Here is an 18654-nt window from a genome sequence, read left to right on the forward strand (position 1 = left end):
TTTTTTAGGTCGTCTAGATATAAATAAATGATTTTAAAACATAAAAAAGAGGAGTGCTTCACTCCTCTTTTTTAATTCTGTGATTCAGTTCCAGTTAGAAAGGAACACGTTTGTAGTTTCTGTAAGCCGGTTTCCAGAAATTATCTTCAATCGCCTTATGTAACTGCTCATCTGAAATCTGTACTGCGACACCATCTGCCATGGCTGCTTTTGCCACTTTAAATGCGATGATTCTGGAGACTGTCTGCAGTTCATTCAGATCCGGTAACAAGTCTGCTTCAGGATTTTTCAGTTTTGGAGAACAGTCCGCCAGAGCAGTGCTTGATACCATCAGCATGTTGTCCGTCACCCGGGTCGCACCGACAGCCACAACCCCAAGACCAATGCCCGGGAAAATATACGAGTTATTACACTGCGAAATATTATGGGTTTTCCCCTGATAATTGACCGGTGTAAAAGGGCTTCCTGTCGCAATCAGTGCTCTGCCTTCTGTCCATTGCAGAATATCAGATGGTATTGCTTCCACCTGAGATGTCGGGTTGGACAATGGCAGGATCACCGGATATTCACAGTGTGCTGCCATCATTTTAATAATTTCTTCGGTAAATAATCCTGGCTGACCTGACACACCAATCAGCACTGTTGGCTTGGCATTTTTCACAACATCGAGCAGTGAAATGTTGCCTTCAACACTTGCCCAGTCCGCAACAGCATCCACTTTCTGAACCAGGCGTGCCTGGAAATTCAGCAGATTGGGCTGATTTTCTGTCAACAAACCAAAACGATCCACCATATACACACGTGCACGAGCTTCTGCATCCGTCAGCCCTTCTGCCACCATCTGTGCAATGATCTGTTCAGCGATACCACAACCTGCCGAACCTGCCCCCAGGAAAGTAATGGTCTGATCTTTCAACTGCTTACCGGCCGCTCGGCTCGCTGCGATCAGCGTACCGACAGAAACAGCAGCCGTTCCCTGAATATCATCATTGAAACAGCAGATCTGGTCACGATATTTTTCCAGCAAAGGCATGGCATTTTTCTGGGCAAAATCTTCAAACTGAACCAGTGCTTTTGGCCAGCGGCGTTTAACTGCTGCAAGCACTTCGTCCACAAAGGCATAGTATTCATCACCACTGACCCGTGGCTGTGCCCAGCCCATATACAGCGGATCATCAAGCAACTGCTGATTATTGGTGCCGACATCAAGCGTAATCGGTAAAGTATAGGCAGGACTGATCCCACCACAGGCGGTATACAGCGACAGTTTCCCAATTGGGATTCCCATACCTCCTATCCCCTGATCACCCAGTCCCAGAATCCGCTCACCATCTGTAATCACAATCACTTTCACATTTTTACGGTTAATATTGTGAATGATTTCATCAATGTGCTTACGGTCAGGATAGGAAACAAATACCCCACGGTGACGGCGGTAAATATCTGAAAAACGCTGACATGCCTCGCCCACAGTTGGCGTGTAGATAATTGGCATCATTTCACTGAGATGATTTTCAATCAGGTGATAAAACAGCGTTTCGTTGGTGTCCTGGATATTCCGTAAATAAATATGCTTATTGATCGCTTCATTGAAAGAACAGTACTGCTGCCATGAACGCTCGCTCTGTTCTTCAATACTTTCCGTCACATGAGGAATCAGTCCATGCAGATTAAAATTGGTACGTTCCTGCTCTGTAAATGCAGAGCCTTTGTTCAGCAGAGGAAGTTCCAGCAGTGCATTGCCGGCATAATGAATATATAAAGGGTGTTTATTTAAATTTTCGGTCGTCATTTCCATTCTCAGTTCAGTGGACAATGGTTACTGCTTTATTCCACTTTAGTCTTAGACTAGCTTAAGCCTATTTACAGGCTTACTGGCATTTAGATACGTGATAATGATATGTGCAGTATTTTACACAATGATAACTTCATTGTTCCACAATGCTCAAAAATAACGCTGCCTATATTTTTCAAAGAAAATACCTATGACTCAAAGCCATCAGATCCGGTCTTTTTTCATGGCATCTGACTCACAGAACTGTTTTTTCAATGTTATGCAGAATAAATATTATCCTGTACAAATGCATTCCCCTAAACAGCCCGAAATTTGTTATATTTAGCGTTTTTCTGCGACATTTATTTTTCGACTGATTATGAATACGGCAATCCAAGCAGCTCTCGATCATGCGGTGCAATCCCTTCAGGCTGAAGGTGTACTTCCATCCGACTGGAACAATACAAGTACTTTGACACGTACCAAAGACCGAAGTCACGGCGACTTTGCGTCCAATATCGCAATGATCGGCTCAAAAGCTGCTGCGATGAAGCCTCGTGATCTGGCGGAAAAAATCCTGTCCAGCCTTCCTGAAGTTGCTGATATTTCCAAAGCAGAAATTGCAGGTCCCGGTTTTATCAACTTCTTTTTAAATGCAGACCAGCGTTTTGCTGTACTGAATCAGATTCAGGCACAAAAAGACAGCTTTGGTAAAACTCAGGCAAATGCTGCTAAACGCATTCAGGTTGAATTTGTTTCAGCCAACCCGACGTCAAGTCTGCACGTGGGTCATGGACGTGGTGCTGCCTATGGTATGACCGTTGCCAATCTGCTTGAAGCAACTGGCGCAACAGTTGACCGCGAATATTATGTCAATGACGCAGGCCGTCAGATGGACATCCTTGCGACCTCTACATACCTGCGTTATTTAGAGCTTACAGGTCAGGAACTTGTATTCCCTAAAAATGCCTACCAAGGTAACTATGTTAAGGAAATCGCACAGAGCATCATTGATAAAGATGGCGATGCCTATGTCCGCCCTGTTGCTGACGTATACAAAGATGTCCCTGAAGATGTTCAGTATGCTGAAGAACTGGATGCCGATGGCAACAAAGTTGTCCTTTCAGGCGATAAAGAAAAACATATTGATGGTCTGATTCACAATTCTCAGAATCTGACCGGTGAAGGTTACCGTGTTTTCCATCAGGCAGCACTGCATGCCATTCTGGATGACATTAAAGATGACCTCGGCGAGTTTGGCGTAAGTTTTGACAAATGGTTCAGTGAAGCATCATTAACTGAAAAAATTGATGAAGCTCTGCAGACCCTGGATCAGCGTGGTTTCCTCTATGAAAAAGATGGAAATATCTGGTTCAAATCAACTGAATTTGGCGATGAAAAAGACCGTGTAGTGAAACGCCGTAACGGTCAGACTACTTATTTTGCGTCTGACATTGCCTATCATTTAAATAAACTGCAACGTGGCTATACCGATATCATTGATATCTGGGGTTCTGACCACCACGGTTATATTGCCCGCGTAAAAGCTGCCATTGATGCAATGGGTTATGACTCGAAAAAACTGACTGTTCTGCTGGTTCAGTTCGTGAGTCTGTGGCGTGGCGGTGAAATGGTTCAGATGTCTTCGCGTTCCGGTCAGTTCGTGACTTTACGTGACCTGCGTAAAGAAGTCGGTAATGATGCTGCACGTTTCTATTATGTGATGCGTAAATCAGAGCAGCACATTGACTTTGACTTAGACCTTGCAGTTTCACAAAGTAAAGACAATGCCGTGTATTACATTCAGTATGCACATGCCCGTGTAAACCGTATGGTCGATCTGAAAGCACCTGAAAAAGGCATTGCTTTTGACCGTAATACACCTGATGCCTACGATGTTTCATTACTGAGTCTTGAAGCTGAAACAGAAATTCTGGCAAAACTGGCTGCATATCCTGAAATTGTCGTGCGTGCTGCCAACAGCTACGAACCTCATCAGGTTGGTAACTACCTGAAGGAACTCGCTGCACTGTTCCATGGCTGGTACAACCTGGATGATGCCAAAGTGCTGGATGAGCAGAATATTGCTTTATCTCAGGCGCGTCTGCTGTTATCAATAAATGTACAACAAGTGCTGAAAAATGGTTTAACATTACTCGGTGTTTCAGCACCTTATGAAATGTAAACCATAAAAAAACCAGAGGAAATCCCAGTGTTTGGAAAAACGCAACGTGGTGTATCAGAACGACCGAACAAACCTAAAAAGCCATTGATTCCTGCATGGTTAGGTACACTTGTCGTCATTCTGATCGTGATGTGTTTTGCAGTTGCACTGATGCTCTGGAAGCCCTGGGAACCTGTAAAGCCGAAGACCAATGAAGTCACATCGACTCATTATCAGGAAGAAACCAACAAGGATTATCGCTTCTATGACCTGTTGCCACAGCAACAGGTGACACCGATTCCTGACCAGGCGATTCCTGAAACGAAAGACAGAGGTGCTGTCGTGATTGTCGAAGCTCCGGACAATACCACTGAAGAAATAACCGCTGAGGGTGATGACACAGCTGCACCTGCACACCAGACCAGTTATATTCTTCAGGTTCGCAGTTATCCTGATCCAGACAGTGCAGATGCCCGTCGTGCGGAAATTATCTTAAATGGTCTGTCAGCTGATGTGATGAAAACAACAGAAGGCGGACAGACCTGGTACCGTGTGATTTCAGGACCATACGAATCCCAGGAAGCTGCTGTACTTGCACAGCAAACCCTGCAACACAGTGGAATCGATTCGATTGTGGTCAAACGCTGATTTTTAATGATCAGAACTGATTTTCAGAACTGAAAAAGCAATCCGAATGGATTGCTTTTTTATTGCGCTTTCATCAATCGTCATTTCATTCAAGACCTTCTTCCTGCTAAAGCAACGACCCATTTCGGCTGTTTAAAAAGAATATAATTCCCCAGTAAAATACAGGCAACACCCACAACTGCACCTGCATGCCACTGATAATTTTCCCAGACCGTCGAAATACTTAAAGCAACCAGTGGAAACAGCAAGGTACTGTAAGCTGCCTTACCCGCACCTATCCGACCAATAAGCACAAAATAAGCAGCGAAGCCAATAATTGAACCAAACACAGCTAAATAACCCAGTGCCACCAGTGCCTGCACCGAAACTTCAGGGAAAAATTCCTGCCCCATCAGCACCGCAATAATCCCCATAAAACCTGCACCATACAGCATGCCGTAAGCATTGGTACTCGCCACATCCAGCTGTTGTTTCTGATGACGGATACTGATCATATTGCCCAGCGAAAATCCATAAGTACCCAGCATACACAGCGCAATACCAAGCAATGTCTGCCATTGTAACCGGGTCGTGATAAGGTCATGCCAGAAAATAGCCACGATGCCGACCAGCCCACACACAGCAGCAGGAACAAAATAAATAGACACTTTCTGTTTAAAGAAAATTCGGTTATTGATGGCATTAAACAGCACGGCCATGGAAAAAATCATCGACTCCAGGCCGCTGTTGATATAAGCCACAGCGCTGTAGAAACAGATAAAATTAAAGCCAAAAACGCACAGCCCCTGTAAAAAACAGTACAGATGGTCGGTGCTGGACAGACGTCTTAACCTGCCTGTAAGACATAAAAAGGACATGAGCAAAACTGCCGCAATGGCAAAACGCCAGAACACTCCGACCACGGGACTGAACTGACCATGCTGGGCCGTAATGGCAATCCATGTGGTTCCCCAGATCAGCACCACCAGTAAATACAGTCCTGTATTCATCACTTCATCTCATTTGAACATCTGTCCTAAGTTTGCCCTGTCCGGCTGAATGATGATTTTTCATTTCTGTGCTGACTTATATATTCTTGCGATTTTCTACAGCTATTTTTTGTCTAATCTGATCAATATCGCTAAACTGAATTTTTATGGCTCACTTTCTATACACATCCATGCCGTACCAGACCATTTCACAGTTGCAACAGCATAAAACACAACTGATGGATACCATCCAGATTGGATCAGGTATGCAGATGGCAGTGTGGAATAATCATCATGATCGGGTGCGGGTGTGCAGTGATCATCATACTTTAAGTCTTTATATTCAGGATGGTTACGAAAGTTACCGTAAAACACATTCGGGGTGGAAGAATGGCGGAGGTCCTGACCGTTTTTGCCTGATGCCAGAAGGACAGGATTCCACCTGGGATATTCGGGGCAATCTGACCTTTGCACATCTGTACTACACCGATCAACATTTACGCGATATTGCACAGAAAATATGGGACAAAGAACCTGCCCACATTGAACTGTATGAGCAGGATTTTGGACAGGATGCTTTAATCAGTACAGGCTATCGACAGTTTCTACTGAACTGTGACTGGCAGGACCCAGCCAACCAGTTGCAGTTAAGCAGTGCATCTACCTTATTACTCAATCATTTACTGCAGAATTACAGCAATGTGCAATGGAAATTACCGCGTGTCACAGGTGGACTGGCACCTTTTATATTAAAACGTGTACTGGAATGGATTGATCAGCATTTACAGACAGCGATTACCATTGCCAGCCTTGCTCAGCAGGCAGATTTAAGTGAATACCATTTTGCCCATATGTTTAAACAGTCTATGGGTTTACCACCGCATCAGTATGTATTACAACGGCGGTTAGACAAAGCTCATCGGCTGATTTTAAACAGTCGGGATGAACTGACTGATATTGCACTGTTCTGTGGTTTCAGTTCAGCCAGCCATTTCAGTGTGCGTTTTAAACAGCATTATGGTTACAGCCCATCACAGCTCAGAAAAGGGTTTTAATTTATCCAGAAAATTCTGTATCAGATCTGCGACCTTATCTGCATATACAAAAGCCAGATCATGCTGACCATTTTTAATGATCCGCAATTCGGAACTGCTGATTTTTGCATTTAAATACTCACCCACAGCAACAGGGCTGATCGGATCGGCATCACCCCAGATGAGTAATACCGGACAGTCTATTTTATACAGCAGCTCGTCCTGCTGTGACTGATGACTGACAAACCAGTCAGGTACCGAAAACGTCTGCTGATAATCCTGACGCCAGTCCGCAACCTCAAATGAACTTAAATCTATCCCTCCTGAAGTGGCAACCAGTACCAGTCCATTAACCAGTTCAGACTTCTGCAACGCCGCCTGCACAGCAAAGATGCCACCCATGGATTGCGCAATAATCACTGAAGGTGACTGAATCTGATTTAAAACATAACGCTCCAGATCTGCAAAACTCTGAACATCAGCATGTGCAGCATGTCCACCAAACTCAGGGTAGGCAATGACTGTTTTCCCAGCATCAACAGACAGACGCTCCATCACAGGTTGCCAGAAAGCTGTATTTCCCGATGCACCAGGTAAAAAGATGAAATTCATAGGCTGTGTTATGTTCCGCAGCTGTCAGCTGATATCAAAGCTGTAACCGCTGAGCTTTTGTGCTTTCTGGAAACCAGGAAACTGTTTGATACGGTCTGAGTACGCTTTCAAATGTGTATATTTCCCCTGAAAGCGTTCCTGCATGGCAATCACAGGGAAACTCATCTGAATATCTGCAAAGGAAAACTGATCTCCAGCCGCAAATGTATGTCTGGAAAAATAATCCTCCAGAAACACTAGATGTTCTTTTAATCGTGGATTGATAAAACCGCCCCGTACGCCCTCTGTTATTTTTTTCGCCACAGGTCGGATAATAAATGGAACATGCTTTGGCACATTGCTCATCACCAGTGTCATGACCAGATAGGGCATCAGCGAACCTTCTGCATAGTGCATCCAGTAACTGTACTGCATGGCATCTGCGGGGTTCTGTGGTTTAAATTTATGATCTTTATCATAAGTACTTTGCAGGTATTCCAGAATGACTGCTGACTCGGCAATGGTCAGGTTATCATCTGTCAGTACCGGAGATTTACCTAGAGGATGTACCTGTTTTAACTCAGGTGGTGCAGCAAAAGTCGGCAGACGCTGATAATGTTTAATCTGATATTCAACGCCGAGTTCTTCAAGTGCCCAGATAATACGCAGGGAACGGGACTGTTCCAGATGGTGCAGTGTAATCATTGTTTCTGCCTTGTTTTTTTATCATCTGACTATACCGAATTCAGATAAAAAAAGACACTTTGTTGAGAACAAAATATCTTATTTATTGCATCAGCATGTTTTAAACAAGCGTGGTGTTAATTTCCACGCTGCGTAACAGAGTCTTCGTCACCGGCGTTTTCTGGCAGATATCCAGGACTTTCTGATTCAGCTCATCACTTAAAGGATGAAGAAATGAGACACGACGGTCTATCCATTCCTGCCCCTCTTTATTTGCACTGAAATCCGCCTCCACTGTAAATTCACCCAGTTCAATGCCCTTATGCTGAGCATACATCCGCAAAGTAATCATGGTGCAGGAAATCAGTGCTGAACAGAGTAAATCATAGGGTGCAAGCCCTTTGTCCTGACCACCAAAAGATTCAGGTTTATCCGTCATCAGCTGATGTTTCCCACTGTGAATTTTACCTGACCACGGTTCAGGAAGGGTCTGAACCTTCGCATTTGCAATCATCGCCATGATATTTTCCTTATTTTTAACCCGCTGTTGTTCTGTTATTTTTTCTTATGAGATCAGCAGACTCACCGTTGCTGACCTCATACTGCAATACTGCTATTTTGAAGGACGCATTTTGTCTGGGAATGCCGGTGCTTCAAGACGGTCACCCTGATAATCCGGAATCCGACCAAAACGGGCATCTCCCTTAATCCATTGCTCACGGGCAATGCGAAGTTCGTCCTGAGTCCGTCCAACAAAATTCCACCACAGCAATATTGGAGATTCGAAAGGTTCACCACCCAGCATCAGCACCCGACTGCCAGCATGAATCTGAATTTCTATTTCTTTCAGACCTGGTTCAAGCACAACCAGATTATCTGCATCGAGTTCATGCCCATTAATCACAGCAGTGCCTTCCAGTGCCATAAAACCATATTCATATAATGGGTTCAGTGGAATACGGGCAGTGGTTTCCTGAGCGGCAGTCATGTCCACACCCAGCAGCTCACTGTGTACTTTGACCGGTGAACTAGTTTTCAAATACTCCCCCACCAGCACTGTAAATTCTATATTGTCCTGCTCAACCACTGGCAGTTCTGGATAATGATCGAACTGAGGTGCCATATTGATTTTGTCATCAGGCAATGCAATCCATAACTGTGCAGCATGCATTTTTGTTTCGCTGTCCGGTGCAACCTCAGTGTGAGAAATACCGTGACCCGCTGTCATTAAATTGACCTGTTTAGGACGGATCAGCTGCTTTGAGCCGATGCTGTCCGTATGCATCATCGTCCCTTCAATCATCCAGGTAAAAGTCTGCAAACCGATATGTGGATGTGGTCCAACATCAAGCCCATCCCCTGTCGGAAAACTCACCGGTCCTGCATGATCCAGAAAACACCATGCGCCAATCATACGCTTCTGACGGCTGGGCAAAGCACGTTTGATCACAGTCCCTTTGCCTATTTCTGCCGAACGGATGGTAAAGTCCTGAATAAACTGATTCGCGTATTTCGTGCAGTCATCGGAACTGGAAATTTCGGTAAAATCTGTATTGGTCATATTGTTATCCTGTGAAATGTCTAAGCTGGCGTTTCAGGCTGGCATGATCACCTGTTTAAGTTCAGTGTAATGATTCAATTTTCATTGACCTATACCTGATTTAATACACTGAATTTCAACTATGGGACAATCAGAGTTTTGTTTTTGTTGTATATGTTCTTTTCAGCGGCAACATACATGATCGCAAATCACTTCTGATCATAACGGTCATGCAGTCGCAGGCAGATTATTTTGCTGTGGGAGGTGCAGTATCAATAATCAGGCTCATCAATCTGCGAACCAGTGGCAGGAAAATCAGAACAACGGGGTATGCCATTAACCAGGAGATCATCCAGGTCGAAAACCACCGGCTTAAAAAGCCATCAATCCAGCCCAGATTCATCAGCATATTGGCAAATGAAATGGTTCCACTCATCAGGCATGACAGTACCAGTGGCATTAACCAAACCATATATTTCATGGGTAACTTTGGCACAGAACCAAAAATCATTGCACGCTCAGGTTGCATAAAATACTCTTTTAATCATCAGGATAAATTGTTCAGTTTTCTTTTTTGACCTGCTGTTTCAGGTGTTTCATAAACTGACCAAACTGTGGAAGAAAGTCTTTAAACAGTTCGTGATTTTTATTTTCCAGCATAACTTCACTGAACAGTTTCAATCCAACTGCAAAGGATTGCGTGGTTCGCTCATCAAACAGTTCTGCCTGCTGCATTTTCTGCAGCACAACAAAAATATCGTCATGGTTGCCGGTGTTAAATTCAAGTTTTTCGGTATAAGTGGATGGGTTACCCTGAGCATCTGCAAGGTGTTGTACGGTCACATGGTACTGGTGTTGTTTCATGATTTTTACTCTTTTAAATCAATGTTCTTTAACAATGCTTTAAGATTTAAAGCCTGCCGATCTCAACCGCTGCCTGATCAATTTTTTCAGCAATCTGCTGGATCTGTTCTGGATTGACCTGACTGGATTTCAGTTTTAAACGCAATGCAGTTTTTAAGTTTTCCATGGCTCGATGGATATCAAGCAGCTCATCTTTTTCATGAATATCACGGCGCATCTGCAGTTTTTCCAGCAAAGTCTGAAGTACCTTTTGCTGCTGTTGCAGATGCATTTCTCCTGCTGGAGTGATGCTGTACTGTTTACGCTCAGCATCTGTCTGCTGTACCGTGACAAACTGCATATCTTCCAGCCAGTTCAGTGTTGGATAAATTGTTCCTGCACTGGGACTGTATCCACCGCCGACCAGATCACTGATTTCTTTAATGATTTCATAACCATGTTTAGGCGACTGTGCGATCAAATGTAAAACCAGCAGTTTCATACGCCCTGCTTCAAACAAGCGTCCACGGCGTTCACCATGCTGTTGTTTTTCAATCATGCGTTTTCTTTAAGTTACAGAATGACCATTAAGATATATCTTAATGTGTCTTTTGTAAAGTTTTCCTTCTCATTCGAAACTTAAAATTTTGTTTTATATTGAATATTATTTTTATTCTTAAAAGTTAAGATATAAAAAAAGAGCGTTTAGACGCTCTTAAAAATTATCTTCGTCAAAGCGATCCTGGTCTATTTTATAAATATGGAAGCTTCTTTCAATTTGTACACCTAAACCAAATTCAATCATTAAAGATGTTAATTTATCGCCATCAATTAAGACAATTCCTGATTTTTTAGCTGATTCAATAGCTTCTTTACTAAAACTAGAAGTTGTAATAAATACACCCTTCTTTGCAACCTGATCAGCTAAAGCACCTTTGAATTGTTGAATATCGGGACGCCCGACTGTATTTTCCCAACGCTTCGCCTGAATATATATTTTATCCAAACCCAAACGATCTTCACTAATAACACCATCAATACCACCATCGTTAGTTTTACCAATGGCTTTTGCTGCATCTTGATGTGAACCGCCATAACCCATAGCGACTAAAAGATCGACAACGAGTTGTTCAAAAAATTTTGGTGTATTGCTTTTTATAAGTTCTAATAATTCCTCACTTAATTGAGTATGAAGTTCCTGCGCTTGAATTTCGATAATTTCCGGTGGGGTCAACCCAATATCAATGTCTTGCTCAGTTGCTGAAACAGTTTCATCTTTAGGTAAATTCTCTATTTCAAGTGTTAACTTTGATAAATCTTTTTTTATTTTTCTAAACTCTCGAAAAGATTCATATCTGGATAAATATTCTTTATCCAGTTTATCAATTTTATCTAACTCAATTTTTCGTCCAAGATCCGTTAATTCAAAATGAGCTCTACTTGTATATTCAATCAAACCCGCTTTTTGTAGATATGTCTTAGTCCATTTCAAACGATAAAAAATAGTATTTCTACCATCACTCATGGTCGTATTAATCTCTTCCTCTGAACAATTCAGCTCGACAATCAAATTTCGGTATGCTTCTTGAAGACTATAAATTTTATCTTCACTCTGCATAATTTTTAAAAGAGGCATCATCAAGTCATAGTGATTATACATATCAATAAAGTACTGCTGTTTTTAAGTATCTTAAACTAAAAAAGAGCACCTAAGTGCTCTTTTTTATTCAATAATTTCCCCAGCTACCGCAAGCATAGCTCTTGGCGTAATTTAGGCAAGAAGCTTCGCTTCTTGAAATCCCTAACTGGCGCAGGCATAGCCTTTGCCGTAAAACTGGCATGAAGCGATGCTTCATGAAAGCCCAGTTTTACTCCCATTCAATCGTAGCAGGTGGCTTAGACGAAACGTCATAAACAACACGGGAAACATCAGCAATTTCATTCATGATACGTGTTGAGATTTTATCAACAAGATCATAAGGAAGATGTGCAAAACGCGCTGTCATAAAGTCAACCGTTTCAACCGCACGTAGTGCAATCACCCATGCATAACGACGACCATCACCTACGACACCAACAGATTTAACAGGCTGGAATACAGCAAAGGCTTGCGCAGTTTTATCATACCAGCCGCTTGCACGAAGTTCCTGCATAAAGATGTCATCAGCTAAACGAAGAATATCAGCATATTCTTTTTTCACTTCACCCAGGATACGTACACCAAGACCTGGACCTGGGAATGGGTGACGGTAAAGCATTTCAAATGGTAAACCTAAAGTTGTACCTAAACGACGTACTTCATCTTTAAATAAGTCACGGATTGGCTCAACCAGTTCAAACGCTAAATCTTCCGGTAAACCACCTACGTTGTGGTGTGATTTGATCACATGCGCTTTACCATTTTTAGTCGCAGCAGATTCAATCACGTCAGGATAAATCGTACCTTGAGCAAGGAAATTTACACCATCAAGCTTACGTGCTTCTTCAGCAAATACTTCAATGAACTCACGACCGATGATTTTACGTTTTTTCTCAGGATCAACTTCACCTGCAAGCTCGGACAGGAAACGATCTTCAGCATCAGCACGAATCACACGGATACCCATGTTTTTCGCAAACATGTCCATCACTTGCTCGCCTTCGTTCAAGCGAAGTAAGCCGTTATCCACAAATACGCAAGTCAGCTGATCGCCAATCGCTTTATGTAAAAGTGCAGCTACAACAGATGAATCTACACCACCTGAAAGACCTAAAAGAACTTTCTGATCACCAATTTGCGCGCGAAGTTGTTCAACACGTAAGTCGATGATATTTTCAGAATTCCATAAATTACGGCAACCACAGATTCCATGAACGAAGTTAGATAAAATCTCAGCACCTTTTGCAGTGTGCGTTACTTCTGGGTGGAACTGGATACCATAGAAACGACGAGCTTCATCAGAAACCATTGCAAATGGACAGCTTGGCGTGCTTGCAGTTACCTGGAAACCTTCAGGGATACGGGTAACTTTGTCACCGTGGCTCATCCAGACTTTCAGCTGATCTTTATTGTCTTCAAGATCACCGATCAGTTTGTCACGCACCTGAATGTTAACTTCTGCATAACCGAATTCATGTACATCACCTGGCTCAACTTTACCGCCAAGCTGTTCAGACATGGTTTGCAGACCATAACAGATACCCAGTACAGGTACACCCAAGTTGAACACAACTTCTGGCGCACGTGGACTGCCTTCTTCATGCACACTTTCTGGACCACCGGAAAGGATGATCCCGTTTGGGTTAAATGCACGAATGTCTTCTTCAGACATATCAAATGCATACATTTCAGAATAAACACCAGCTTCACGTACACGACGTGCAATCAACTGGCTATATTGAGAACCGAAATCCAGAATCAGGATGCGATCTTCAGTAATTTGGGTATTGGTCGTCATGATATACAACTATGCAGGCAAACGAATATAAGCGCGACATTTTAACATTTTTCTGGGCAGGACGCACTTTATTCAGTCGGGTGATGTTTCACTTTATAAGTGATTTTATAAACTGATTGAAAATAAAAAATTTATTGCTGTATTTTCACCGTGATCACAACAATCAATTCATCCTGAATCAGTGTCTGAAATACATGGTTCAGATGTTCTGTTCTTTCATTATGAATCATTGTTTTAATCCGGCTGCTCCATAAAACGGCAAAAGCCAGGCAGATGCCTGACTTCACTTATCGGTGAGCAGTTATTTTTCAATCATATGATCAAGACTGAATTTACCTGCACCATGCAGCATCAGGAAGAACAGACCACCGGTCATGGCTAAGTTTTTCATGAAGTTGATTGCATCATCCACGCCACCATGAAATAAAAATGCGGTGATTAAGCTGAATACAGCCAGACCCAGTGCTGCAAAGCGTGCCTGAAAACCAAACAGCAATGCCAGACCACCACCCAGTTCCACCAGAATTGTCACTGGCAGCAGTGCAGCGGGAACACCCATCGATTCCATATAGCCTGCTGTCGCGGTATAGGCAGTAATTTTCCCCCAGCCCGCTACAATAAAGATATATGCCATCAGGATACGGGCAACCAGGCTGATCACAGCATTGATTTGAGCTTGCTCACTCAGATTTTTAACAACAACATTTGGATTTAACATGTTCAGACCTTTTTTGAATATTGTTCAGAAGATGTGCACAGATTAAGTCGTTTCTTATTGGTGTTAAATATGGTTTTTTAATACCCATCATTCCATTTTTGCAACAGACTGCCGAGAAATTAATTACGTTTTAATACTGACTTTAAAAGCACAGACTGATAGCATCTGAGCACTATTTTATGCACTCAAGACTCATGGAACTGATTGATTTTATCTTACATGTTGATGACCATCTGCTCGAATTTATTCGTAATTATGGCGTTTGGATTTATGCAATTCTGTTCCTGATTATTTTTGTCGAAACAGGTCTGGTGGTCATGCCATTTCTGCCTGGCGACAGCCTGCTTTTTGCAGCAGGTGCACTTGCAGCGTCCACTGGTGCAATGGATCCCGTCATACTGATTGTTCTGCTGTTTATTGCTGCTGTCCTTGGGGATACGCTCAATTACCATATCGGTAAATATATTGGTCCACGAGTGTTTGAAATTGAATCCCGCTTTATCAATAAGCAGCATTTAATCAAAACCTCACAGTTCTTTGAAAAACACGGAGGAAAAACCATTATTTTTGCCCGTTTTATTCCCTTTGCCCGCACCTTCGCCCCTTTTGTAGCAGGTGCAGGCAGCATGAACTACAAATATTTTCTGACTTATAATGTGGTAGGTGCAATCTGCTGGGTCGGCTCTTTCATTATTCTGGGTTATATGTTTGGCAATATGCCGATTGTGAAAGACAATTTCACTCATTTAATTTTCGGTATTATTATTTTAAGTGTGCTGCCAGGCGTGATTGGTTTTCTGCGTCAGAAATTTTCTAAAAAATCGACCTGAGCAGAACAGGTCTCAGAAAAAACGGAACATCACCGGTAACATACAGATGATCAGTAACAGTGCCGACCCTTTATACAGCAGGTCGGCATTTTTTTGCTGGTATTTTCCTGCCAGTATCGCCTGTCCAAACAGCATCCAGAAAATTGCTGTCGGTAACAGCACCATACAGAAAACACCCAGTACCAGTAACGTAACAGCTGGAGAGTCCCAGGCGGTCTGAGGAAAAATCCCTGCTGCAAACAACAAAGATTTCGGATTTTTCATGGTTGCGAAAAACAGCTGCTTTGGACGTATAGCTGTATATTTCTGATTATGGTGCTGTAACTGTGATTCTTTCCATAAATGAAAAGCCAGCCAGATGACATAAGCAGCACTCAGTACATGTAAAAGTGTAATAAAGTGAGGCCAGATAGGTGCTGTCAGGTGAATAACCAGTGCCCATAGGCTGATGGAATACAGATAACCCATCATTTCAGCAGGAATAAACAGACTGGTGCGGGCAATACCCTGTTGATGTGCAGAACTTGCAAGTAAGGCATTGGTCGGACCTGGAATCATCAGAACCGCGAAAACAGCCAGTACAAAAAGCCAGTTCTCAATCATAGACACCTGTTTTATCAAAGGAAAAGAGTGACACACCTTATACGAAAAAGATAAATTCTGCCAAATAATTCAAAGTCCAAAGATGACCTGATGCGCCATTATTGAGACTTTATTTTTTATAATTCTTTATTATTTAAATATTTTTTTTGAAACATTTTGCTAAAATTTCATTCAGTCATAACCGCTGAAAAACAACAGTCATGACTGAAAACTGACTCATGAAGCCTGCTTAATCCGAACGATAATTGGGCAACCTTTAAATTTTGCGGCCTGAACCACTGCTTCCTGTTCACCCATCAAACGTGCTTTTTCAGTGTTTTTCGTGTTGGAAGACTGTCCCATATTGACCGAAATACTTGGACCGATCCCCCAGCCACCACGACTGCCCCAACCACCGCCAAGCCCGACACCTACACCGACTCCTGTGCGTTTAGGAGGCTGAACCCCATTATCCAGATGCTGCTGAATACGGTTATATTCACTTTGCAGCTGCGAACAGTTCAGCGCCTGATACTGTGTCGGTGACACATAAGTCGGTTTAACCGTTGTTGCGCAGGCACCGAGCAATAATGTGCTGCCAGCCAGCAGGCTGAGGTAAATTGTTTTCATACTCTTATTCCAGATTTATTTCTGTTCTATCTCATTGAACAATGACTGATAGGCCTGCGTCAATTTATGATCTGTTGCAAGATGAATGAGCGGTAGATTTTTATGATGAGATTCTTTCATCAGTACTGACGGTGGCAACATATGATTCAGTACCGGCAGACCTTCATCCTTTAACTGCTGAACCACCTCACGTGGCAGTTTTGCCTGCCCCTGGAACTGATTGACCACAATCCCCTCAATTTCAAGGCGGTCATTATGATCATCCTGAGTTTCCAGCACGTTCTGAATCAGGGTCTGTAATGCACGTTTAGAGAACACATCACAGTCAAAAGGAATCAGCACCCGATCTGAAGCAATCAGTGCGGACAGTGTGAAAAAGTTGAATGCTGGCGGAGTATCAATAAAGACGCGGTCATATTTACCTGCCAGCTGCTGTAAAGCATCCCGTAGTTTATAAATCTTATGTTTGGACTCAAGTGCATGTGCAAGTGATCCGAGATCCGGACTGGCAGGAATTACATCCAGGTTTTTAAAAGGTGACTGATGTACATAATCCTCAAGACCACGGGATCTGTTTTTCAGAATCGAACCAATCGCATTGCCCAACAGACCCTTGCTCTGTCCTGTACCCAGCACTTCTTCAAAATAATTCTGAATATTCGGTTCCAGTGCAGGCTTGTCCACATTATAAGTGGCATCATCACCCAGCAGGTACTGACTTGAGTTTGCCTGTGGATCAAGATCAATCACCAGGGTTTTCAGCCCCTGAAAAGCGCTGATCGCAGCCAGATTAACTGTAATGCTCGACTTACCTACTCCACCTTTCTGGTTGAAAACCACGCGTGTAAGCATTGGAACCCCTTATTTCAATTATATTTATATGCGAAAAAGCAGTTTAACGCAGAACTGCTCCATACTCGAAAAAAATGTCTGACAATTAACCAAAATTTGGTTTAATCATCACCAGTCCAATAATTCCCAGCATAGCCACAGCAGCAAGAAACAGCCCTGCTCTGCGCTGTGTCAGAAAAACGGTATCTGTTTTACGGTATGCCTTACTTAAAGAAGACAATAACACTGCAAACAGAATAAGTTTGGCATAGAACCAGCTCTGAACTTCAAAATTTTTCAGATAAAGCAACACAATCCCCGTCAGGACAAGGACGGTCATGGATGCATGCTGAAGTGCAACAAAAAGCTTACGCCCAGCCGGATTGGGCAGATGCCCCTGCGTGCCTTTAAATAAAGTCAGTGCCCGTGCAGCAATAACTATACAGACCACAACTACAGCAAACAGGTGAATGGACTGAAGCGTCAACTGATAATTTTCCATCTGTCAGCTACCTGTTATGCTTTTGGCGCATGTGCGCAGTCTGGGCTGGATGTATCCTGTCCCTGCCATTCGGAAGGTAAAAATGCATGAATAGCCAGTGCATGTATCAGCCCTGCTCCAAGCAGACCTTCAGCTGCTGCATAGACTTTCTGGTGTCTCTGTACCAGACGCAGTCCATTGAAAGCATCACTGACCACAACCACTTTAAAATGTGATTCCTTTCCAGGGAAATATCCACCGTGACCTGATGATTCATTCACTACTTCCAGATGTACCGGAGAAAATGAAGATTGCAGACGTTCTGTCAGTTGCTGTTGCAGACTCATGGCAAAGTCTCCTGAAAGTTAAAACTGAACTGATTATACCTGTTCTGCTCTGTCTTTTTGCTGTTTAAAATTAAATCATTAGCGTAACAACAGAGTACCTCCATGCAAAAAACAGCTCAAAAACTCTCATTTTTCAGCATAAGTGTTTTTATTTTATTCAATTGATCCAAGTTTTTTCATAAAGTTATTGACCCTGTTTTTACATAATGTATTATACACCGCATGCGGGAATAGCTCAGTTGGTAGAGCATAACCTTGCCAAGGTTGGGGTCGGGAGTTCGAGTCTCCTTTCCCGCTCAAAATTTTTTCATTTGGTTTTTTATTTAAAAAACTGAACAGACTCCGCGGGAATAGCTCAGTTGGTAGAGCATAACCTTGCCAAGGTTGGGGTCGGGAGTTCGAGTCTCCTTTCCCGCTCCAGATTCTAAAAAAGCCCTGATCGAAAGATCGGGGCTTTTTTTATCGTTGATCTGAACAATCTTTTTGAAAAAATTGTCGATAATATGTTTTTTCAGATCAATCCTGGCCGCTTTATTTACAGTGCGTCCTGCC

General features: G+C 42.8%; 21 protein-coding genes and 2 tRNA genes. 6 read left to right on the forward strand and 17 right to left on the reverse strand.

Annotated elements, in window-relative coordinates:
* Nucleotides 1–94: 94 nt before the first annotated feature.
* Nucleotides 95–1792, reverse strand: coding sequence for an NAD-dependent malic enzyme (locus tag CDG61_RS16765; RefSeq protein WP_087551154.1), 1698 nt, complete (start codon nucleotides 1790–1792; stop codon nucleotides 95–97).
* 361 nt (nucleotides 1793–2153) lie between these two features.
* Here CDG61_RS16765 and argS point away from each other — a divergent pair, with 361 nt between their 5' ends.
* Nucleotides 2154–3959 (forward strand): arginine--tRNA ligase, encoded by a 1806-nt coding sequence (gene argS, locus CDG61_RS16770; protein WP_087551129.1) that lies wholly within the window; start codon nucleotides 2154–2156, stop codon nucleotides 3957–3959.
* Between the two features lie 27 nt (nucleotides 3960–3986).
* Nucleotides 3987–4586 (forward strand): SPOR domain-containing protein, encoded by a 600-nt coding sequence (locus CDG61_RS16775; protein ID WP_087513003.1) that lies wholly within the window; start codon nucleotides 3987–3989, stop codon nucleotides 4584–4586.
* Nucleotides 4587–4675: 89 nt separating this feature from the next.
* Here the strand turns inward: CDG61_RS16775 and CDG61_RS16780 are convergent, their stop codons facing one another.
* Nucleotides 4676–5575 carry a DMT family transporter gene (locus tag CDG61_RS16780; RefSeq protein WP_087551128.1) on the reverse strand — a complete coding sequence of 300 codons (900 nt, stop codon included), beginning with the start codon at nucleotides 5573–5575 and terminating at the stop codon, nucleotides 4676–4678.
* A gap of 170 nt (nucleotides 5576–5745) precedes the next feature.
* On the opposite strand from CDG61_RS16780, the gene CDG61_RS16785 reads away from it, so the two are divergent.
* Nucleotides 5746–6609, forward strand: a complete 864-nt coding sequence (locus CDG61_RS16785; RefSeq protein WP_087513001.1) for a helix-turn-helix domain-containing protein — start codon at nucleotides 5746–5748, stop codon at nucleotides 6607–6609.
* On the opposite strand, the gene CDG61_RS16790 is transcribed toward CDG61_RS16785, so the two are convergent.
* The 10 genes from CDG61_RS16790 to CDG61_RS16835 form a co-directional block, all read right to left on the reverse strand.
* Nucleotides 6586–7200: an alpha/beta fold hydrolase gene (locus CDG61_RS16790; protein ID WP_087551127.1), complete on the reverse strand. Its 615-nt coding sequence runs from the start codon at nucleotides 7198–7200 to the stop codon at nucleotides 6586–6588. The genes CDG61_RS16785 and CDG61_RS16790 overlap by 24 nt on opposite strands.
* Before the next feature lie 24 nt (nucleotides 7201–7224).
* Nucleotides 7225–7884, reverse strand: a complete 660-nt coding sequence (locus CDG61_RS16795) for a glutathione S-transferase family protein (protein ID WP_087551126.1) — start codon at nucleotides 7882–7884, stop codon at nucleotides 7225–7227.
* Between the two features lie 100 nt (nucleotides 7885–7984).
* Nucleotides 7985–8383 (reverse strand): OsmC family protein, encoded by a 399-nt coding sequence (locus CDG61_RS16800; RefSeq protein ID WP_087551125.1) that lies wholly within the window; start codon nucleotides 8381–8383, stop codon nucleotides 7985–7987.
* Between the two features lie 93 nt (nucleotides 8384–8476).
* Nucleotides 8477–9424, reverse strand: a complete 948-nt coding sequence (locus tag CDG61_RS16805; RefSeq protein WP_087551124.1) for a pirin family protein — start codon at nucleotides 9422–9424, stop codon at nucleotides 8477–8479.
* A gap of 226 nt (nucleotides 9425–9650) precedes the next feature.
* The gene (locus CDG61_RS16810; protein WP_087551123.1) at nucleotides 9651–9932 is read right to left on the reverse strand and encodes a DUF2798 domain-containing protein; all 282 of its coding nucleotides are present in this window, start codon (nucleotides 9930–9932) and stop codon (nucleotides 9651–9653) included.
* A 32-nt stretch (nucleotides 9933–9964) separates the two neighbouring features.
* Nucleotides 9965–10267, reverse strand: a complete 303-nt coding sequence (locus CDG61_RS16815) for a DUF3861 domain-containing protein (protein WP_087551122.1) — start codon at nucleotides 10265–10267, stop codon at nucleotides 9965–9967.
* A 46-nt stretch (nucleotides 10268–10313) separates the two neighbouring features.
* Nucleotides 10314–10805 carry a PadR family transcriptional regulator gene (locus CDG61_RS16820; RefSeq protein WP_087551121.1) on the reverse strand — a complete coding sequence of 164 codons (492 nt, stop codon included), beginning with the start codon at nucleotides 10803–10805 and terminating at the stop codon, nucleotides 10314–10316.
* 156 nt (nucleotides 10806–10961) lie between these two features.
* Nucleotides 10962–11906 (reverse strand): restriction endonuclease, encoded by a 945-nt coding sequence (locus CDG61_RS16825; RefSeq protein WP_087551120.1) that lies wholly within the window; start codon nucleotides 11904–11906, stop codon nucleotides 10962–10964.
* A 208-nt stretch (nucleotides 11907–12114) separates the two neighbouring features.
* Entirely contained in the window at nucleotides 12115–13683 is a 1569-nt protein-coding gene (guaA, locus tag CDG61_RS16830; protein ID WP_087551119.1) for a glutamine-hydrolyzing GMP synthase, read from the reverse strand.
* Between the two features lie 301 nt (nucleotides 13684–13984).
* The gene (locus CDG61_RS16835; protein WP_087551118.1) at nucleotides 13985–14401 is read right to left on the reverse strand and encodes a DoxX family protein; all 417 of its coding nucleotides are present in this window, start codon (nucleotides 14399–14401) and stop codon (nucleotides 13985–13987) included.
* Nucleotides 14402–14595: 194 nt separating this feature from the next.
* Between CDG61_RS16835 and CDG61_RS16840 the strand changes: the two genes are divergently transcribed.
* Complete coding sequence (locus CDG61_RS16840) at nucleotides 14596–15231, forward strand: DedA family protein (protein WP_087551117.1); 636 nt, start codon at nucleotides 14596–14598, stop codon at nucleotides 15229–15231.
* Between the two features lie 12 nt (nucleotides 15232–15243).
* Here the strand turns inward: CDG61_RS16840 and CDG61_RS16845 are convergent, their stop codons facing one another.
* The 5 genes from CDG61_RS16845 to CDG61_RS16865 form a co-directional block, all read right to left on the reverse strand.
* A complete protein-coding gene (locus CDG61_RS16845; protein WP_087512989.1) occupies nucleotides 15244–15834 on the reverse strand; it encodes a LysE family translocator in 591 nt (196 codons plus the stop codon).
* Between the two features lie 216 nt (nucleotides 15835–16050).
* Nucleotides 16051–16443 carry a hypothetical protein gene (locus CDG61_RS16850; RefSeq protein WP_087551116.1) on the reverse strand — a complete coding sequence of 131 codons (393 nt, stop codon included), beginning with the start codon at nucleotides 16441–16443 and terminating at the stop codon, nucleotides 16051–16053.
* A 15-nt stretch (nucleotides 16444–16458) separates the two neighbouring features.
* Nucleotides 16459–17295 (reverse strand): ParA family protein, encoded by an 837-nt coding sequence (locus tag CDG61_RS16855; protein WP_087512987.1) that lies wholly within the window; start codon nucleotides 17293–17295, stop codon nucleotides 16459–16461.
* A gap of 85 nt (nucleotides 17296–17380) precedes the next feature.
* Complete coding sequence (locus tag CDG61_RS16860) at nucleotides 17381–17776, reverse strand: SirB2 family protein (RefSeq protein ID WP_087551115.1); 396 nt, start codon at nucleotides 17774–17776, stop codon at nucleotides 17381–17383.
* A gap of 14 nt (nucleotides 17777–17790) precedes the next feature.
* Nucleotides 17791–18102: a BolA family protein gene (locus CDG61_RS16865; RefSeq protein ID WP_087551114.1), complete on the reverse strand. Its 312-nt coding sequence runs from the start codon at nucleotides 18100–18102 to the stop codon at nucleotides 17791–17793.
* Between the two features lie 224 nt (nucleotides 18103–18326).
* Between CDG61_RS16865 and CDG61_RS16870 the strand changes: the two genes are divergently transcribed.
* Together CDG61_RS16870 and CDG61_RS16875 are read left to right on the forward strand one after the other, a co-directional pair.
* Nucleotides 18327–18399: transfer RNA gene (locus CDG61_RS16870), tRNA-Gly, on the forward strand.
* A 47-nt stretch (nucleotides 18400–18446) separates the two neighbouring features.
* Nucleotides 18447–18522: transfer RNA gene (locus CDG61_RS16875), tRNA-Gly, on the forward strand.
* Nucleotides 18523–18654: the final 132 nt, after the last annotated feature.

It is taken from the genome of Acinetobacter sp. WCHAc010052, assembly GCF_002165295.2.
Taxonomy (GTDB): Bacteria; Pseudomonadota; Gammaproteobacteria; order Pseudomonadales; family Moraxellaceae; genus Acinetobacter; species Acinetobacter chinensis.

What these genes read in the sequence shown, in the direction of transcription:
- CDG61_RS16865 (WP_087551114.1), bottom strand. Translation starts at nt 18,102, where the DNA reads ATGAGTCTGCAACAGCAACTGACAGAACGTCTGCAATCTTCATTTTCT.
- CDG61_RS16810 (WP_087551123.1), bottom strand. Translation starts at nt 9,932, where the DNA reads ATGCAACCTGAGCGTGCAATGATTTTTGGTTCTGTGCCAAAGTTACCC.
- CDG61_RS16780 (WP_087551128.1), bottom strand. Translation starts at nt 5,575, where the DNA reads ATGAATACAGGACTGTATTTACTGGTGGTGCTGATCTGGGGAACCACA.
- CDG61_RS16790 (WP_087551127.1), bottom strand. Translation starts at nt 7,200, where the DNA reads ATGAATTTCATCTTTTTACCTGGTGCATCGGGAAATACAGCTTTCTGG.
- CDG61_RS16765 (WP_087551154.1), bottom strand. Translation starts at nt 1,792, where the DNA reads ATGACGACCGAAAATTTAAATAAACACCCTTTATATATTCATTATGCC.
- CDG61_RS16840 (WP_087551117.1), top strand. Translation starts at nt 14,596, where the DNA reads ATGGAACTGATTGATTTTATCTTACATGTTGATGACCATCTGCTCGAA.
- CDG61_RS16845 (WP_087512989.1), bottom strand. Translation starts at nt 15,834, where the DNA reads ATGATTGAGAACTGGCTTTTTGTACTGGCTGTTTTCGCGGTTCTGATG.
- CDG61_RS16785 (WP_087513001.1), top strand. Translation starts at nt 5,746, where the DNA reads ATGCCGTACCAGACCATTTCACAGTTGCAACAGCATAAAACACAACTG.
- argS (WP_087551129.1), top strand. Translation starts at nt 2,154, where the DNA reads ATGAATACGGCAATCCAAGCAGCTCTCGATCATGCGGTGCAATCCCTT.
- CDG61_RS16835 (WP_087551118.1), bottom strand. Translation starts at nt 14,401, where the DNA reads ATGTTAAATCCAAATGTTGTTGTTAAAAATCTGAGTGAGCAAGCTCAA.
- CDG61_RS16805 (WP_087551124.1), bottom strand. Translation starts at nt 9,424, where the DNA reads ATGACCAATACAGATTTTACCGAAATTTCCAGTTCCGATGACTGCACG.
- CDG61_RS16815 (WP_087551122.1), bottom strand. Translation starts at nt 10,267, where the DNA reads ATGAAACAACACCAGTACCATGTGACCGTACAACACCTTGCAGATGCT.
- CDG61_RS16850 (WP_087551116.1), bottom strand. Translation starts at nt 16,443, where the DNA reads ATGAAAACAATTTACCTCAGCCTGCTGGCTGGCAGCACATTATTGCTC.
- guaA (WP_087551119.1), bottom strand. Translation starts at nt 13,683, where the DNA reads ATGACGACCAATACCCAAATTACTGAAGATCGCATCCTGATTCTGGAT.
- CDG61_RS16795 (WP_087551126.1), bottom strand. Translation starts at nt 7,884, where the DNA reads ATGATTACACTGCACCATCTGGAACAGTCCCGTTCCCTGCGTATTATC.
- CDG61_RS16825 (WP_087551120.1), bottom strand. Translation starts at nt 11,906, where the DNA reads ATGTATAATCACTATGACTTGATGATGCCTCTTTTAAAAATTATGCAG.
- CDG61_RS16820 (WP_087551121.1), bottom strand. Translation starts at nt 10,805, where the DNA reads ATGATTGAAAAACAACAGCATGGTGAACGCCGTGGACGCTTGTTTGAA.
- CDG61_RS16855 (WP_087512987.1), bottom strand. Translation starts at nt 17,295, where the DNA reads ATGCTTACACGCGTGGTTTTCAACCAGAAAGGTGGAGTAGGTAAGTCG.
- CDG61_RS16800 (WP_087551125.1), bottom strand. Translation starts at nt 8,383, where the DNA reads ATGGCGATGATTGCAAATGCGAAGGTTCAGACCCTTCCTGAACCGTGG.
- CDG61_RS16860 (WP_087551115.1), bottom strand. Translation starts at nt 17,776, where the DNA reads ATGGAAAATTATCAGTTGACGCTTCAGTCCATTCACCTGTTTGCTGTA.